Consider the following 18,536-nt stretch of genomic DNA (forward strand, 5'->3'; position numbering starts at 1 on the left):
AATAAAGATATAGTATGAAATTCAAAATATATAAATCACTTGCCATGTGCACCCTCCTCTTAGGACTGGCTGCATGTAATGATTTCGAAGAAATGAATACCGACCCCTATGCGCCGGTATACGATCCGGAAATAATCGGTGCCACCCCCGACGGAATCGATATTGACTACGAACTGACACCAAGCGCGCTGAAAAGCCTTCAAGGAACGGAAAGTGCCATCGGTTCAGTATTTGCCAACCTAACTTACGAAGGAGTGTATAACGACTATCAGGTTACTACCAATCTGACCCATGACATCTACGCCGCTTACTTTGCAAACAATGTCAGCGGATTCGTAACCAACTCACCTACTTACGGATATAACGACGGATGGTCCAAAAAACGTTGGGAACACTTCTACGATAATCGTACAGTAGAAGAGTACAGCCAGTTGATCAAAACATTCTGGTTCTGTGGAAAGGAACGCTATCATAACGCATTCTATATCACTCGCATCTACTACGCATTCCTGATCTCTATGCAGACAGACACTTATGGAGCCATTCCATTGGAATACTACGTAAAGGGTGCAATGCCTACAGACGAAAAAGTGAAGTATATGGATCAGAAAGATGTATATGACGTCATCTTTAAGATGCTCGACCAAGCCATCACTGCACTCCATAACACCCCATCTGCCGCACAATACAGCTTGGGTGAAAACGATAAGTGCTTTGGAGGTGACAAAGACAAATGGCTTCGTTTTGCCAATACCCTTCGCTTACGATTGGCACTGCGTGTATCGAATGTAGATCCTCAACTGGCTAAAGAACAGGGTGAGAAAGCAATGACTGATCCTGCCGGATTGATGCAAAACGATGACGACAACATGAAGCAGACTCCCAAGTATTCATACATAACGGGTGGCAACGAAAACATCTACACACTTCTGTACAACTGGAGTGCCAACGTAGTGTTATCCAAAGAAATGGAAAGAGCTTACAAAGAACAATCCACCATTCTCGACCCGCGTTGCGAAATCTTGTGGTGGAGACCGACTGCCCTTGAAAATCTTAATCTAACCGAACCCAAAGAGGATATGACGAAAGATTTCAATGGTTGTGAAAATGGTGAAACTTCATTGGGAGGTAGCTATACAACCACTTATTCTCCGAGTCGCGTATTCATCAAGCAAGACCAGAAGAAACTCGACCGTAAACATTGGTGGTGCTACGCACGTGAAATTGTATGGCTGGGTTACTCCGAGAGTTTATTCCTTCGGGCAGAAGCCGCTCTCCGCGGATGGGCAGGTGCAAATGGAACAGCTGAAGAATTATATAAGGAAGGCATCGAAGCTTCCTTCAACTACTATCAGATTGGCGCTGACGAAGAAGGTCAGGAGAAGATCAACAAGTATATGGAAGGACTGAAAGGATTACAAGCTTTCAAGAGTGGTGACAGAGAAGCACAACTGGAGCAGATCATCACCCAGAAATGGATTGCCGTATATCCGAATGGCAATGAAGGGTGGGCAGAGTTCCGCCGTACAGACTATCCCCGCTACATGAAAACACCTAAAGGAGGCAACAACTCAGGGGGTGAAGTCGCAAACGGCAAGTTCATCAAACGCCTGAGATACCCGGATAGCGAAGTGTCCAACCCGAACCGTCCGAAAGATGTAGATACACAAGGAACTCGTTTATGGTGGGACGTAGCCGACACCAATGATAATGGAGGCAATTACGTTACTCCAAACAATTTCCGCTAAACAACGAGATTAATATTCATGCACTGACAATAGATTAGGTTACACAAGAGAAACAGGGAGCCCATTAAGGGTTCCCTGTTTTTATGTATACTCCTGTCACTCTATTTGTTCTTTCGGATAATTCACCAAATAGAGTGTCTTCGATGCACGTGTGAAAGCTGTATATAGCCAGCGGAAATAATCCGGCGTCAGATATTCATCCGACATATACCCCTGATCGAGAAAAACATTCTGCCACTGCCCGCCCTGTGCCTTATGGCAAGTCACTGCATAAGCATACTTTACCTGCAAAGCATTGTAATGCGGATCTGCTTTCATCTTTTTCATTCGCTCCCGCTTGACAGTAATATCCGCATAGTCCTCAAGTACGGAATAAAAAAGCCGGTCATTTTCTGTTTTGGGCAAGGCAGGGGCATCCGAATGGAGTGTATCCAGCAACAAGTTTGCTTCAATTTCAAAATCATTATAATCCGGGAATGAAAGAACCACTTCGGCAAACCGAAAACCATACAGTTCACGAGTACGTCTCACCCGGCGAACCACGGCAATCTCTCCGTTCGCTATGAAATCCATTTCTTTATACCTCTCAGTCCAGTAATAATTATTCTTCGCTATCATTAGCAAATCACCCGTATTCAGTTCATCTTCCCGGTAAAGAATCTGGGCACGTATACCTTTATTATATATATTGGCCCGCTTATTGGAACGACATACCACAATCGTCTCGTCCATGCCATCTTTTTCGTAACATCCGGTCAGGGTCTCAATCAGCTCGTCACCGGGCACTACCTTTATATCCGGAAATCCACTCACTTTTATCTTAGGCAACGAGTAACACTCCTCTTCAGCAATTAACCGGCGTATTTGAGTCGCATTCCATAATATACCAGATGCCTGTACCTGACGCACCACTTGTGTCAGATCGACCTCTGTCACATTCAGTCCGTATCCTTTCAATGCCTCTGTAACAAGTGCAGGACTTTGCTCTTCCCCTACCGGAGGCAGCTGGGCTGTATCTCCCATCAACAGCAAACGGCATCCTGCACCGGAATAAACAAACTCGACCAGATCATCCAAAAGCCGCCCCGTACCAAACATAGATCCCGACAAACCTTCATTCGAAATCATGGAAGCTTCATCTACAATATATAATGTATGGGTGGTAAGATTATCATTGATTGAAAAATTACTTACTTCATTCGAAAATGCCTGCTGTCTGTATATCTTTTTATGAATGGTAAAAGCCGGATGTCCCGCGTAAGCAGAAAATACCTTAGCTGCCCTCCCCGTAGGCGCCAGCAATACTGATTTCTGTTGTAACTTATCCATCGCTTTCACCAAGGCTCCGACAAGAGAAGTCTTTCCGGTTCCTGCATATCCACGAAGCACAAAAACCGTCTCATTAGCCGTAGAAAGTAGAAACTCTGAAAGAGATTTTACAGCTATTTCTTGCTCAAAAGTTGGCTGATAAGAAAAATTTTCCTTAATTTGCCGCTCTAAATAGTTATTTATCATTTTTGTACGAGAAAAAAGTTACAAGAACTATCGTTAATTAGATTTATTTATTTTATTTTTGCGCTACGAATATAAACTAAAAAAAACATATTTATCATGAAAACAGTATTTAATATCGTACTAGGTCTATGCGTAATTGCTTTGGTTTACATTTGCTATGCCAGCATCATGGGTCCTATCAACTTCGAAAATGCTAAAAAGCACAGAGACAAAGCAGTTGTTGCCCGCTTGATCGATATTCGTAAAGCTCAGGCAGAATATCGTAATATCTACAAGCAGTACACTGCAAGCTTTGACACACTGATCGATTTCGTTAAGACACAAAAGATTCCTTTCGTATCTAAAGAAGGCGTATTGAGCGACAAGCAGCTGGAAGACGGTATGACTGAAAAGAAAGCTATGGCTATGATCAACAAGGCTAAAAAGACTAACAACTGGAAAGAAGTTGAAGCTGCCGGCTTGATGGGCTTCAAACGTGATACAATATGGGTTGCCGTAACAGATACTATCTACGATAAGTCATTCAATGCAGACTCTTTGAGATACGTTCCGTTCGGTGGCGGTGCACAGTTTGAAATGTACACCAGAAACGATACAACTAAATCAGGAGCTCCTATCTTCCTGTTCCAGGCTAATACTCCGTATGATGTATACTTGAACGGACTTGACAAGCAAGAAATCGCAAACTTGAAAGATGTTCAAACCAAACTGGGTAAATATCCAGGCTTGATGGTAGGTTCTATTGACACTCCGAACAACGGCGCAGGTAACTGGGAATAATCCGAATATGCCCGATAGAGCAATTGCAGAAACGATTGACTTTAGTAAATCGGAACAATATACATTGTCCATCCGTCTTAGTACGGATGGATTTTCTTTTTCTATCTACAATCCGATTCACGATAGTTCGCTCTCTTTCTTTGAGAAAGAGGTCGAGCCTTCATTATCTCTTACAGCCAACCTCAAAAAGGCTTTTCGTGAATTAAACTTTCTGAATCATACTTACAAACGGGTAAACATCCTGATGGCGGACAAACGTTTCACACTAATCCCCCTTGAACTGTTTGAGGATGATCAGTCCGAAATGGTATTCTACCACAACCACACTCCCAAAGAAAATGAAACAATAAAATACAATATTTTAAAAAAGAATAATGCCGTAGTCATCTTCGGTATGGACAAAAGCACTTATCAATTCTTGTCCGATCACTACCCTGAGGCAAGATTTTATTCACAGGCAGCCCCATTAGCAGAATATTTTTCAACAAAAAGCAGATTAGGCAACAGTAAAAAGATATATGCCTCTATCCGCCACAATGCCATCGACTTTTTCTGTTACGAACGCGGACATCTGCTTCTTGCCAATTCATTTGAATGTCGCAAAACAGATGACCGAATCTACTATCTCCTCTATCTTTGGAAACAACTGAATTTCGACCAGGAGCGAGACGAACTTCACCTGACAGGTGTATTTGACGATAAAGAGAAACTAACGCAGGAATTACGTAAATACATTCAACAAGTATTCATAATGAACCCTGCAAGCAATATTGACATGCAAGCCTTATTAACATGCGAGTAATCAGCGGAATATATAAAAGAAGAAGATTTGATGTGCCCAGAACATTCAAAGCACGTCCCACAACAGATTTTGCCAAAGAAAATCTGTTTAACGTTTTATCCAACTACATGGACTTCGAAGACGGCATTGTTGCCCTTGACCTCTTTGCCGGTACAGGCAGCATCAGCATTGAACTGGTGTCGCGTGGTTGCGACCGTGTCATCAGTGTAGAGAAAGATGGTGCCCATCATGCTTTTATCAGTAAAATAATGAAGGAAGTGCAGACGGATAAATGCCTGCCTATACGTGGAGATGTATTCAAATTCATTAATGGCAGTCATGAGCAATTCGACTTTATTTTTGCCGACCCTCCTTATGAACTGAAAGAACTGGGAACAATCCCGGATCTGGTTTTCGAAAACAATATGTTGAAAGAAAACGGACTTTTTGTCCTGGAGCATGGCAAAAAGAATAACTTTGAGGATAATCCCCATTTCATTGAAAGAAGAGTATACGGTAGTGTAAACTTCTCTTTTTTCAGATAAACTGCAGAAGATACACTTTACAGCAAAGGAGCGAGCAAACGGACTACAGACTCCATCGCTTTCTGCCTCCAGGAACGCTTCTCCCAGTTCTTCAAGAAGATCTGGGTACTTTCCCGTTGATCCTGTAAAAAGATCTCCCGCATCTGTAGGGCAGTCTCCATATCGTACATAAAGGCATTTACTTCAAAATTGTGTTCGAAACTGCGAAAATCGAGATTGGTAGACCCCACGGTTGAAAGCATATCATCTGAAACCATCAATTTGGAATGCAGGAATCCCTTTTTATAAAAATAGACCTTGACTCCTGCCCGCAAAGCATCTGCCAGATAAGAACAGGAACCTAAGTGCGTCACTCGGTTGTCTGCATGTTCAGGCAACATCAACCGAACATCTACCCCGGCTAATGCCGCAGTCTGCATAGCAACCAGTATCTGTTCGGTAGGCAGGAAGTAAGGAGTCTGCATATAGAAATATTTCTTGGCACCGGATATGGCAACCGTCAATCCCTGCATGATTTCTTTCCAAGGGCCAATCGGTTCACTCGTTACAATCTGTACCAAAGAGTTGCCACAGGCCTCTATCTTAGGAAAATAACGTGAAGCCGTAATCAAGGTACGATCCACAAAATACCAATCCAGCAAAAAGGCAGTCTGCAGACCATGTACAGCCTTTCCTTCAAGCATTATATGCGTATCCCGCCAAATTCCCCAAGAGAAACCGCGCATATAGCGTTCGGCAAGATTCATTCCTCCTACAAATCCGATACGACCGTCTATCACTACAATCTTTCGGTGATTACGATAGTTGACCTTACTCGTAAATAGGGGAAAACGTACTTTCAGAAAACTCCGCACCTCAATTCCGGCATCACGCATCTCTTCAAAGAATCTATGAGGAACGTGCCAGCACCCTACATCATCATAAATCACACGTACCTCAACTCCCTCGCGTGCCTTCTCTATCAATACATCACGCACCAGACGCCCCACCGGATCATCTTCAAAGATATAATATTCCATATGAATATGGAATCTGGCCTTTTGCAGCTCTCGCAATAAAGCCTGAAGTTTAGAATATCCGCCAGTATAAATATCCACCCGGTTTCCTTCGAACGGAAAGGCTTGGTTCGTGTTCTGAAACAGTTGTATCAGACGGGCATATTCTTTCGGCGTTTCACAGCAGTTCTGTGCCAGATACTCTGCCATCGGCTTTTTGAGCAATCGATTGTAACTTTTCTTACCGATAATCTTCTCACGCCGCTGGCTACGCCCGAAAAAGAAATAGAAAACCAACCCTACAACCGGAAGGAACATAAGGATCAGAATCCATGCCATTGTCTTTACCGGATTACGATTGTCGAGAATCACGATGACAATCGTACCGATAATAGCCCCGAAATAAATAATATCAAAGGCAACGGTAGCTATTACGCTTGCTATGTAGTTCCAATCTATCATATTCACCCTCCGCGTATTATACAAACAACAAATGTATGGAAAATATCGGATACGAACAACAACTGTCCCGATTCAAAACGACAATCCCTCCGAACAGATGCAAAATTAAAGAGATTTTGCAATCTATCCGGAGGGAGTTATCAGGTCAGTCTTTTATTAAAAATGAGGACGTCCGCCTCCAAAACCGCCGGGACCTCTGCCGGGTCCGCCAAATCCTCTACGTCCGCCGCTATTCATCATCTTTTCACGGGCCGCTTTACTACCAAAGATATTCAGCCGATAAATGAAGTGTATCATACAGTAACTATTGATACCATTATATTCGGATACCGAACGCATATCGGCTGTCAACGAACGGCTGATGTTGCTCTGCTGCCTAAGGATATCATATACTTCAAAACTGATAGTACCTGCACCTTTCAGCAACGACTGCGCAAGTTGTGCATTCCAGATCAGTTCATTACGATTCATACTCGAATCACGATAACCACGACGGCTTTGATTAGTGATGTTAGTAGCCAAGGTCATCTTCCAGGGCATCGTTATATTGGTACTTGCCCCATAAGAATATGTATAAGGTTCCTGATTATTCTCCGGACGGAGTTTATTACGTTCTGCTGTATAATTGATTGAACCATTCAACGAAAACTCGAACCAGTCATTACGATAAGAGCCTGTAACCCTCTCGCCCAACATCAAACCGGTACTTGTATTTCTATCATTGTTTTTCGTATCCTGATTGTAGAGGAACGCTACATTATTCTGATAATTGATGTTGGTAAAAGTATTAATCGTATACTTCTTATTCCTCAAAGCTGTATTGAAACCGAACAAACCAAAAGCATTCCAGTTACCGTTAATATTTTCCGGACGCGTAATCAAACCACCGGTTTCTTCATTATAACGAGTACTATTGCTGATACTGTTCTGTGTAGCAGTAAAGCTGAAATGGGTCATAATTCCACGCTGTTTCTCTGCATTGTATGTATTGTAGAATAAACGCATCGTATGTGCAAAAGAAGGTTTCAACCCGGGATTACCCATACGGATATTCAATGGGTTTGAGTTGTCGGTTATAGGTAACAGATTCTCCATAGTAGGTTGACTGCTACGTCCCCGGTAGGTAAAGCGCAACTGACTCACCTTTGAGAAACGGAAGCGTAAATCCATATTCGGTGCAAAGTTAAACACAGTACGTGTCGTATCGATCATATAGTCTCCCTTTTTATAGGACAAAGTGGAATTCTGCGGCTGGAAAGACATACCTACATTCAACTGATACTTCTGACGAATGAAGCGTAAACCCACTGAAGCATCATGGTTATAGTAACGATATTCGGCATTCTTACTCAAGCTGTCCACTGCATGAGCTTCGTATCCGGAAGGAAGGGTCCCCCCGATAGTCCAATCGGGATAATCCAGTAAATCGAATGTGGTCTTGTCACTTTTACTGTATTTATACTGGAACTGGTAGCTGAATTGTAAGAAAGTAGCCTTTGCAATCGGTTCGCTATAAGTCACTTGTGCCGTATAGTTATAATTGTGTGTAGGAGTTGTAATATACTGATTACGATACAAGATGGAGTCACCCCCCAAATGATTCAACAATTGGTAATAACGTGTTTCGGATTGCGTATATTGGTCGTTATCATTATCACCATAACCGAAAACCCCACGGAAAGTCAGGTTACGTCCTTTATTATTCAATTTCCGGTTAACCTGCAAAGTGGCATTTCCCGACAGACTATTCCCCTTGGACAGCGAAGCACTGTTGGTAGCATTTACACGGATATCTTTCAGCGGATCATCGGAAAGATTGTCAAAATTCAGATAATCATTCGGATTTGCCACCAGATTGAAAGGATCTTCATTAAAGGTTCCCGACTCCGAAAGAGAAGCATTGTTGGTTCTTCCATAAGAAAAATTCGGGCGAAAAATAATATTTGTCAGCGTATCCGGTTTCCACTCCATACGGAAGTCGGCATTCACGTTTGTCCCCTTATTCCGGTTCTTATTATTCGAATTAGAATATGAATTGCCATTCTGAAGGAAGCGTTCGGAAGAGTTGATACTCGAAATATCTCCATCCTGGAAATTATAACGTACACTACCTCCCAGTTCAATCTTGTTGGTCTGAGTAGCAAAGGTAGCTCCTAACATTTTAGTGGCATTCAAGCCATTGTTGCTCCGCCAGCGCGGCCCTCCACCTCCACCGGAAAAACCCTGGTCGTTTACATTGTTTGCCGAACCAATAATCGAAAACTGAGTATTATCAATAAAGCGGTTCAGCATCATTCGTCCGGTATAACGGTCCTTAGTACCGGCTCCCAGATCTGCATTGCCAAACCATCCCTGATTCATTCCTTTCTTCACGGTCAGGTCAAGCACCGTTTCCTCTTCGCCATCGTCAATACCCGTCACACGTGCCAAATCTGATTTTTTATCATAAGTTTTCAGCTTATCGACCATGTCTACAGGAAGATTCTTTAAACCGGTTTTTACGTCTCCACCAAAGAATTCCTTACCGTCGACCATAATTTTTTTCAGTTCTTTCCCATTGATTTTGACATTACCATCATCATCTATTTCAGCACCCGGAAGCTTCTTAACCAACTCCTCCAACATAGCACCCTCAGGCGTACGATAAGCACTGGAATTATACATCAACGTATCTTCTACTACCGTCACCTGCGGAGCTTCGGCCACCACAACTGCTTCTTTAAGCATAACAGCATCGGTTGCCAATTCGATATTTCCCATCTTTTTGGCAGGAACATTAGCCGTCAACTGAACGGGGATAACTTTTGTGATGTATCCGATAAAAGATACTTTAAGCAGATATTTTCCCGGTTTCTGCTTGGATAAAGAGAAGTAGCCTTGTGCTGAAGTGGTCATACCCGCTACCTGAGCACTGTCGGGGAGAGATAATAACTGCACGGCAGCGAGTTCGACCGGTTCTTTCGTACCGGCCTCTATTACACGTCCCGATACGGTTACAATTTTGTTTTGCGCATAAGTGGATAGGGTAACTGTCAGCAGCAACACCATCCAGATCAATAGTTTCTTCATTTGCCTGTAGGTTGAATAATAACAATCGTTTGTTTGACAACCTTTAAGGCAAAAGGTTTAATTTAAACACGATTATCTTTTAAAGATTTTATCGACTTGTGCCTTTTTCATACCAAACTCAAGACAGAGCACATTGATAATGAGGAAAATAAGAAAGGAAGAAGTATCAACTGTCATGATATCTCCCGTTGCCACCCGATAAAGCATCCCCCCAAATAAAAAAAGTACTGTCAAAAAGATGGCGTTACGAGTCGCCTTGTTCCGTATAATCTCCGTTTCACGCCCTTCATTACGCGATAAAGCAAAGAGAATCATCACTGCTCCCAACATCATCAGCAGCTTGGTGCATTCCTTATAGAATAACAGGTTACTGTCTGTCACCATTCCTTGCATCACTAACAGGAACGGAATGAATAACGATACAAAAAGAATCACATATCCTAACGGACGGCAGAATACAGGTAATAATGCTTTCATTTTATCTAAAATTAATGTCACAAAGATAGCTTTTTCTCATAAACGAAACTCTATGTTTTACATTTTTAAGTGCTAAGTTTCACTATTTATCTCCGAACCCCTATCTTTGCAGTATATAAAAAAACATCGAACCATTATGAGTAAACAAGAAGTCATTCTTTGCGAGAATCTGGAAAGCAGTATAGGACGTGCCGTCGAAAACTGCCCACACGACCGCCTGTTCATTCTCACCGACGATCATACTCACCGTCTCTGTCTGTCACAACTGATGAATCTGCCGTTCCTGAAGGATGCGGTTGAAATCATTATCGGAGCCGGAGACGTTCATAAAACACTTGAAACACTGGCCTCCGTTTGGCAAGTGTTAAGTGAAAAAGGTGCTACCCGCCACTCACTCCTTATCAATCTCGGAGGTGGAATGGTGACTGACTTAGGCGGATTTGCCGCTGCCACATTCAAACGCGGCATCGCTTACATCAATATTCCCACTACCCTGCTGGCGATGGTAGACGCTTCTGTAGGCGGAAAGACCGGAATCAATTTTAACGGGTTGAAAAACGAGATAGGTGCCTTTGCACCGGCATCCAGTGTATTAATCGAAACAGAGTTCCTCCGTACACTCGATGCACACAATTTCTTTTCCGGCTATGCCGAAATGCTGAAACACGGACTGATCAGTAACACTGCTCACTGGGCGGAACTACTCGCATTCGATACGGAAAAGATGGACTATGGATACCTGAAAGAGTTGGTGGGACGTTCCGTACAAGTAAAAGAAGACATAGTAGAGCAAGACCCGTTTGAACACGGTATCCGCAAAGCGTTGAATTTGGGACATACCGTAGGACATGCTTTTGAAAGCCTGGCTCTTGCCGAGAACCGTCCGGTCCTCCACGGGTACGCCGTAGCCTGGGGAATTGTTTGCGAACTCTATCTGTCACATTTAAAAACCGGTTTTCCGAAAGACAAGATGCGTCAGACCATCCAATTCATAAAAGATAATTATGGCGCTTTCACGTTCGACTGCAAACAGTACGAACGCCTATACGGATTCATGCAGCATGATAAGAAAAACAATGCAGGTGTCATAAACTTCACGCTTCTGAAAGAAATCGGCGATATCAGTATCAACCAGACAACGGACAAAGATACTATTTTCGAAATGTTCGACTTCTACCGGGAATGCATGGGTATGTAAAGCAGGCATCGTGACAGAGGTATCCACTTCCGATCATGAATAAATGAAGTACCACATAAGAAGCATAAGACGAATCGGCAGGTTGCGAAAATCACAACTAATACGAATGACCACCCGCCTTTACAATCCCAAGGGGTATCAGGACATATTAGCATAATGCATTATTAACCAACCATTTAAATGGATAGTGATCTGTTCCCCAAACCTTTGTCTTAACATTGTGTTAAAACAAAGGTTTGGGGAATAAAAGACTTGTTCTCTAACGTCAAGAAACAAATCTTTTGCAAAGAAGAGTTTTATTATCTCATATTCAGATTAACAATGTTAATGGATCGTTTCACCCAAAGACTCTACTCTCTGAGCATGAAAAATGCTATAAAGGAGAAATAAATCATCCGAATATTTTGCTTATTAAAAATAAAATTCTACTTTTGCACTCGCAATTCGGGATGTAGCTCAGCCCGGTAGAGTACGCGTCTGGGGGGCGTGTGGTCGCAAGTTCGAATCTTGTCATCCCGACGAATTGAATGAAATAAGGAGTTAAGAATCAAACTTAACTCCTTTTCTTTTTATCTGATAGTTTGATTCCCATTTTCACTGTTACAACACCTACACTGCAAATAGAGAAAAAGCAGAACGTTGAATATTCAATGCAATTCCCCTGATTATTTCCACATGTTACTCAGTATCTCAAGTTTTTTTCTATCTTTGCCCCAAATAAAACAGCATCCGGAAAATAAACGGGGTATGTCCACTATAAATGGATACTTCGCATAAAAACACAAAATAAAAATCGTCTTATTAACAAGAAAACTCAAACAAAAATGAAACGCATTGTTTTTTTAGATTATGTACGCGTATTCGCGTGCTTCCTCGTTATGATCGTACACGCCAGTGAAAATTTCTACGGTGCCGCCGGATCCACAGATATGGCCGGACCACAGTCTTATCTACCCAGTGAAGCAGACCGGCTATGGGTAGCTGTCTACGATGGCTTTTCACGCATGGCCGTGCCGCTGTTCATGATTGTCTCAGCCTTTCTTCTTGCGCCGATGAAAGAAGGACAGACCACATGGCAATTCTACCGCCAACGCTTCATCCGCATCGTACCACCATTTTTCATCTTCATGATACTATACAGTACCCTGCCAATGTTATGGGGGCAGCTAAATGAAGAAACCTCCTTAAAAGATCTGTCACGGATATTCCTGAACTTCCCGACACTGGCCGGACACCTGTGGTTCATGTACCCTCTGATCAGCCTTTACTTATTCATACCCATAATATCGCCATGGCTGAAAAAAGCCACGGCAAAAGAAGAACGTTTCTTCATCGGATTGTTTCTGTTATCAACATGCATACCCTATCTCAACCGTTGGTGCGGTGAAGTATGGGGACAATGTTTCTGGAACGAATATCACATGCTATGGTACTTCTCAGGCTATTTAGGTTACCTCGTGTTGGCACATTATATACATACTCACCTTACGTGGAGTCGTTCGAAACGTTTCATCATAGGAACCATTTCAATGGTTATAGGAGCTGTATTAACCATCTATTCATTCTATAGCCAGGCTATACCTGGTGAAATTCTTTCTACACCCGTAATAGAAATAGGATGGGCCTTCTGTACAATCAACTGTGTACTGCTCACTGCGGGTACGTTCCTCATGTTTACATGCATCAATAACTCAAAAGCTCCACGAATCATAACAGAAATGTCAAAGCTCAGCTATGGTATGTATCTGATGCACATATTCTGGCTCGGATTATGGGCTACAGTCTTCAAACATACACTGGCATTTCCTGCTGTCGTTGCCATACCATGTATCGCTGTTAGTACATTCATCTGCTGCTTCGTAACTGCAAAGATTATCTCATTCATCCCAGGCAGTAAATGGATAATAGGATAAATATCCGCTATGGGAACTGTTACAAAATTGAATGTTGCAAATACCATAGGGTACAAATCAGATAACTAATAATCAGAGATATACAATTCTCTGAATCAGATCATTTTTTTATTCTAAAAACAAATAACAGTGAGCCCCTGTCCGGAATACACCTGACAGGGGCTCAACTCTGAATATATAAAGATAAAAAGTATAGATACTTCAGATTCCGTTTTCATCGCCTCATATTGCTGACGAGTAATAGCATCCCGTTCCAACATGTTCTGATAACGTTTATATTCGTGGCTGGCGGAAGAGCGGAAGTTGGGTTAGTATACCCTGAAAGGGCTCAAAACGGTGCTTTCTGTATTTCTGTTTCATTCGTCTCGTGGAACTTTATGCTCCATCCGAGGGACAAAGTTACCAAAAGCAAGATTCAGGTGGGAACGGAAGAGATTATTTTCTTCATACAGCCTCTCCGAAAACCAAGAAAGGGAGCCAAGCACGCAGCTAAACTCCCTCTCTTTATTCAGGTTACTGTCTTATTTCTTATAAACTTTCAAATTTGTTATCTTACTATCAAACTTCCCGGCTTTCTCTAATGGGAAAACCAAAGTACGGACATAATTCATAGAATCCTTTCCGGCATTATAGTAAAGTTTCTGAGTATTCATTTCCTCTACCACCTGACCGTTGATAAGTAAACGGGTCGACTTATTGTCACCACTGATACCGATGGTTGCTTTCTCACCTTTGTGAATACGGTGACTAAATGTATTCAAATAACCGTCGCGGGCAAAACCTAACATACCACGGATCGGATCGGAGAGATAGAATACGGCATCGGGCGAACGGAACAGTTCTGTACCCTTTGCTTCGTCGACTCCGTCAATATCGAATGTCACCAGATAGTCGTATCCGATTTCGCGATGGGGTGTCTTGCTGCCCGGGGCAACAGAGACCTGCTCGTATACCAACCCCGGTGCTGTACCGATACGCCCGAGTTGGTTCACACCCGGAGCCTCACTGATGGCATTACGTTGTCTGTCGAAGTCGGCATAAGGAACAGACGTATCTTTTCCTGTCCACATCTTCACAGCCAAAGTCTGCAAAGCCGGATAAACGCGGTGGTGAATATCTTTTGTCGAGATACCGTTGCCTACATGGTCGTTCCATACGGCAAACATACCACCCAGGACAGAAGGATCTTTCTCCGGGAAAACTGCTTTGCCGATGTGTACAGGGGTCCAGTTCTCATACAGATACTTCGTGTTCAGGTAGTCATAATAGTATCCGGCAGCCGGAACGATGTATACCAGTCCATCAGGAATACTGATCAACTTATATCCCTGTTCGATCATATCTTTCGGATTGGCATAGCCATTGTACCAGGCACTCATGATCACATTCTCCGATTTCACCGGTGTATCACCTTTGGCATGTGTCAGCGCTCCCCATACGCAAGCCTGTTTGCCAAAACTCTCTACATAACGGATATAGTGGTCGGTGAAAGCACGGAACTTCTCTACCACATCTTTCTTTTTATTAGAATATTCGTCAGTACCGATATGCACTTTCTTTCCACGGAATACCGGTTCGTCTCCTTCCAGATACTCCTTAAAGAGACCATCCATAAACTTATAAGTTTCAGGATTGAACAAGTCGAGGTGATCCATGCCATATTCTTTGCTGCCGATCTCCGGTTTATAATGTGTAAAGGCAAGAGTATGTGCCGGAGCATCGATCTCGGGAATGATCTCTACATAAAGATTCTCGGCCAGCTTTTGCAAGTCGATAAATTCACGTTTAGTGTAATATCCGTCTTCGGCAGTCAGTCCGGGATACGTATCCGACTCCAGACGGAACGCAGCATAAGTCTTCGACCAATCATGTTCAAAGTACTGTTTAAAGCCATTATCATTCAGGTGAATCTGCAAAGTATTCATCTTGTAATAAGCCATGATCTTCACATAGTCCTGAAGGAAAGCAAGAGGAATAAACTTACGTCCGCAGTCTATCATGAAGCCACGCACGGCATAGTCGGGAAAATCGCGCAAAGTTCCTTTCGGGAACTGGTGGTTTTCACTTTGTTCCGCGATCTGGAGCAAAGTACGGGTTCCCCAATATACGCCTATACTTTCGGGAGCAGTCAGCAAGATACGGTCGGTTACTTTTACCGTATAACCTTCTTTACCCAACTTTTTATCTGCGCGGATGGCAAGGATCACGTCGCCGGCTCCGCCTTTGCCCTGTACCACTTCGGGTTTATAGCCGAACATTGTTTCACAATCATCGGCCAGCATACGGGCTATGCGCAACAGTTCCGGCTGATTGGCGGGACAGACAATCTTTGTAGCTTCGGTAGGCACAAACGCTCCTTCGGCACCTTTCCACTCTTTCAGTTCGGGAATCACAAAAGGTTTGGGATTAACAACTGCACTGATGCCGGGACAAACCAGGCATAGTGCCACAAGAATCATAAAGAATCGGTTAACAAGTTTCATATCGTGTCGTTATAAAAGGGTTAATTCAACCGGACATCCGATTGCGGAACCAAAAGTAATGTAAATCTATCGATTGTACAACATTCTGTTCAAAATAAAAGAAAGTTGGCACCCCGGCAGACAAAATTACATATCCGCTGAAGTGCCAACGCGGGGTCTTTGTTTCCGCTGAAACGGTGACCTCATCACAAACAAAACAAACATCAAGCTGATGGCAAACACCAACTTGCTACAGAAGTCCTTTTCAGGGAACCTCACGGCCTCTCATCCGTAGATCTTAAATAAGTTTACCGGACAAATCGGGGAGAGTAAACCAGAAAGTCGATCCTTCTCCGACCTTTGAGTCCACCCCAATTGTTCCATGCAATCGGTCGACAATGATTTTGCAAAGGGGCAATCCGAGTCCCAGCCCCTGCACAAAGTCGTCAAGTTTCACAAAACGTTCAAATATAAGTTCCTTTTTCTCTTCGGGAATACCACATCCGGTATCCGTCACGTAAAACCAGATCCGGCCTTCCTCTTTCTTCCGATAACCTAAACGGACCGTTCCTTTCAACGTGAACTTTATGGCGTTACACAGCAAATGCTCCAATATCTGTATCAACCGGCCCCGGTCTGTGTAAATATGCGCCCCAAGTTGCTCTCCGTCCCAAGCCAGGACGAGGCTACGTGATTCCGCCTTGGGCCTGTATATCTGTTCAATCTCCTCCATTAACGGGTCAAGGAGAACATCCGAACCGGCCATATCCATCACACCCGACTCAATGTTAGAGAGGTCGATCACATCGTTCATCAGCCGCAAAAGATGTTCCGTATTGCTTTGTATCAAGCCGATATATTCCTGCTGCTCCTTCTCATCGTCCACAATGGAAAGAAGGGATGCAAAACCGACAATCGCATTCAAGGGGGTACGTATCTCGTGGTTCATGTTGGCAATCAATGCCGACTTCAGCCGGTTTGCTTCTTCCGCCCTTTCCTTGGCGGCTGTCAGTTCTTCTTCCAAGGCCTTCCGTTTGGAAATCGACATCAGCGAACCTTCTACCGTCAGCAACTTGCCATTCCCGTCGTACTTACCGGGGATGGCATGCATCTCCAACCACTCCAACACCAGTCCTTCTTTCTTTTTGGCCCAAAAACGAAGTTCGATAACTACTTTCTTGACTTTGCCATTCAGCAATTCGCGACAGGCCCTGACCACACGGAAGCGATCTTCCTTGTATATGCCCTCGTAAACACGCGTAATAGAAACCGGGAACAAGTCATTATGAATAATCTCCCACCCTTCGGGATCGTCCGACGGACGGGCATCAAACCAGACCATACGTTCCGCCAGTTCCCATTTCCATGGGAAAACCTCTGCAACCCCAAGTGTCATCAGCAGCTTGCGGTTCACTTCATTCAGCATCTGCTGAGTCCGCAACAGTTCGGTTTGTTCTTTTTGTTTCATTTATGCGTTATTTATTGATACATACGATATTCTGTGAGTGTCATCCCGGTATGCTTCCTGAAAAAACGTCCCAATGACGACTGATTCGCAAAATTTGTCTTGATGGATATCTCCTGTATATTCATGGTAGAGTTCTTCAACATGGCTTTGATCTCTAAAATGGTATACTCTACAATCCAGTCTTTCGCCGTCTTTCCGCTTGCTTCTTTTATCACCATCGACAGATATTTGGAGGTGATACACAATTTGTCGGCATAAAAGGCGACATCTTTATGTTCTCTGTAATGCTGCATTATCAAACAAAAAAAATCATGCGCCAACTTGCTCTTACCCAAGTCCGACTCTCCCTTTGCCAGATGAGATTTGCCATAATAATCATTGTAGATATCCAGATAAAAAATCCTTAATAATAGAAGCACGGACTCTCTCCTGAAAAAGTGGGTAGGATCTTTGGCCCGTTCTGAAAGCGATTCATAAAAACGCTTGAACCGTCCGGCCTCTTCTCCGGTCAGTTCGTACCAGTAATGGCTCCTCATATAAACATAGAAAAGAGGAGAAAAGCGACTGAACCCACTCAACGTATCATCAAAGAGCGCACGGGAGAGCACGACTATATCACAAAGAAAGTCACTGCTCAACTCGGTTATCGAAACCAATTGCCCGGGCAGAATAACTGCCAGCTCGTTCTTCGTAAGAATGTGGATATTGTCAAAGATACAAACCTTGGCGGTCCCTCTCAAACATAAAATAATCATTCCGGCTTCAGTGTAGGAAGGAGCAGAAGTCACACGAATGTGCTTCATATTCTCACAAACCATAAGTTCATCCCCCAATAAAGTCGTGGCATAACTATCTGTTATCAATTTCTCACTATCCCTGTTTGGCATCAGAATTCTTTCATTGTTGATACAAAAGTAAAATAACTATGCTAACCCCGTTACCGCACAAGACTTTTGGTATCATAATACGGAAATATGGGGGCTCTTCTTGACATTTTTTTATAAACAAAATGTCTATAAGCCTATAAACAACCTATTCCGCATCTGTTTGTTCGCCCTGTTAATGTATATTGGATTCCGTTCATATCTTTAATATTTTAAGAAAGGGATAGGGACGGAAAAGA

13 protein-coding genes and 1 tRNA gene are annotated in these 18,536 nt (G+C 43.1%); 7 read left to right on the forward strand and 7 right to left on the reverse strand.

Features of this window, described 5'->3' with window-relative positions:
* Positions 1-14 precede the first annotated feature (14 nt).
* Complete coding sequence (locus tag KO473_RS12480; protein WP_122130284.1) at positions 15-1,748, forward strand: SusD/RagB family nutrient-binding outer membrane lipoprotein; 1,734 nt, start codon at positions 15-17, stop codon at positions 1,746-1,748.
* Positions 1,749-1,844: 96 nt separating this feature from the next.
* Here KO473_RS12480 and KO473_RS12485 read toward each other — a convergent pair whose 3' ends face one another.
* Positions 1,845-3,263, reverse strand: a complete 1,419-nt coding sequence (locus KO473_RS12485; protein WP_032539586.1) for an ATP-dependent RecD-like DNA helicase — start codon at positions 3,261-3,263, stop codon at positions 1,845-1,847.
* Positions 3,264-3,359: 96 nt separating this feature from the next.
* Here KO473_RS12485 and KO473_RS12490 point away from each other — a divergent pair, with 96 nt between their 5' ends.
* The 3 genes from KO473_RS12490 to KO473_RS12500 are packed head-to-tail and all read left to right on the forward strand — an operon-like array spanning position 3,360 to position 5,369.
* On the forward strand, positions 3,360-4,043 hold the full coding sequence (locus KO473_RS12490; RefSeq protein ID WP_005810469.1) for a hypothetical protein: 684 nt from the start codon (positions 3,360-3,362) through the stop codon (positions 4,041-4,043).
* A 7-nt stretch (positions 4,044-4,050) separates the two neighbouring features.
* Positions 4,051-4,845, forward strand: coding sequence for a DUF3822 family protein (locus KO473_RS12495; RefSeq protein ID WP_005810471.1), 795 nt, complete (start codon positions 4,051-4,053; stop codon positions 4,843-4,845).
* On the forward strand, positions 4,836-5,369 hold the full coding sequence (locus KO473_RS12500) for an RsmD family RNA methyltransferase (RefSeq protein WP_032537232.1): 534 nt from the start codon (positions 4,836-4,838) through the stop codon (positions 5,367-5,369). Before KO473_RS12495 ends, KO473_RS12500 begins: the two co-directional genes overlap by 10 nt.
* 17 nt (positions 5,370-5,386) lie before the next feature.
* Here KO473_RS12500 and cls read toward each other — a convergent pair whose 3' ends face one another.
* From cls to KO473_RS12515, 3 genes are all read right to left on the reverse strand, one after another.
* Positions 5,387-6,826, reverse strand: coding sequence for a cardiolipin synthase (gene cls, locus KO473_RS12505; protein WP_005810475.1), 1,440 nt, complete (start codon positions 6,824-6,826; stop codon positions 5,387-5,389).
* A gap of 156 nt (positions 6,827-6,982) precedes the next feature.
* A complete protein-coding gene (locus tag KO473_RS12510; RefSeq protein ID WP_122130285.1) occupies positions 6,983-9,895 on the reverse strand; it encodes a TonB-dependent receptor in 2,913 nt (970 codons plus the stop codon).
* A gap of 72 nt (positions 9,896-9,967) precedes the next feature.
* Positions 9,968-10,372 (reverse strand): hypothetical protein, encoded by a 405-nt coding sequence (locus KO473_RS12515; protein ID WP_005810481.1) that lies wholly within the window; start codon positions 10,370-10,372, stop codon positions 9,968-9,970.
* A gap of 136 nt (positions 10,373-10,508) precedes the next feature.
* Here KO473_RS12515 and aroB point away from each other — a divergent pair, with 136 nt between their 5' ends.
* The 3 genes from aroB to KO473_RS12530 all read left to right on the forward strand — a co-directional run bounded on the left by aroB (position 10,509) and on the right by KO473_RS12530 (position 13,483).
* Positions 10,509-11,570, forward strand: a complete 1,062-nt coding sequence (gene aroB, locus KO473_RS12520; RefSeq protein ID WP_122130286.1) for a 3-dehydroquinate synthase — start codon at positions 10,509-10,511, stop codon at positions 11,568-11,570.
* Between the two features lie 445 nt (positions 11,571-12,015).
* Positions 12,016-12,089: transfer RNA gene (locus KO473_RS12525), tRNA-Pro, on the forward strand.
* A 305-nt stretch (positions 12,090-12,394) separates the two neighbouring features.
* Positions 12,395-13,483, forward strand: coding sequence for an acyltransferase (locus KO473_RS12530; protein WP_005818312.1), 1,089 nt, complete (start codon positions 12,395-12,397; stop codon positions 13,481-13,483).
* A 521-nt stretch (positions 13,484-14,004) separates the two neighbouring features.
* Here KO473_RS12530 and KO473_RS12535 read toward each other — a convergent pair.
* From KO473_RS12535 to KO473_RS12545, 3 genes are all read right to left on the reverse strand, one after another.
* Positions 14,005-15,966, reverse strand: a complete 1,962-nt coding sequence (locus KO473_RS12535) for a family 20 glycosylhydrolase (RefSeq protein WP_122130287.1) — start codon at positions 15,964-15,966, stop codon at positions 14,005-14,007.
* 277 nt (positions 15,967-16,243) lie between these two features.
* Positions 16,244-17,413, reverse strand: a complete 1,170-nt coding sequence (locus KO473_RS12540) for a HAMP domain-containing sensor histidine kinase (RefSeq protein ID WP_005810502.1) — start codon at positions 17,411-17,413, stop codon at positions 16,244-16,246.
* Between the two features lie 11 nt (positions 17,414-17,424).
* Positions 17,425-18,300, reverse strand: a complete 876-nt coding sequence (locus KO473_RS12545) for an AraC family transcriptional regulator (protein ID WP_005810504.1) — start codon at positions 18,298-18,300, stop codon at positions 17,425-17,427.
* Positions 18,301-18,536: the final 236 nt, after the last annotated feature.

This window comes from Bacteroides sp. HF-4919, from assembly GCF_018860125.1.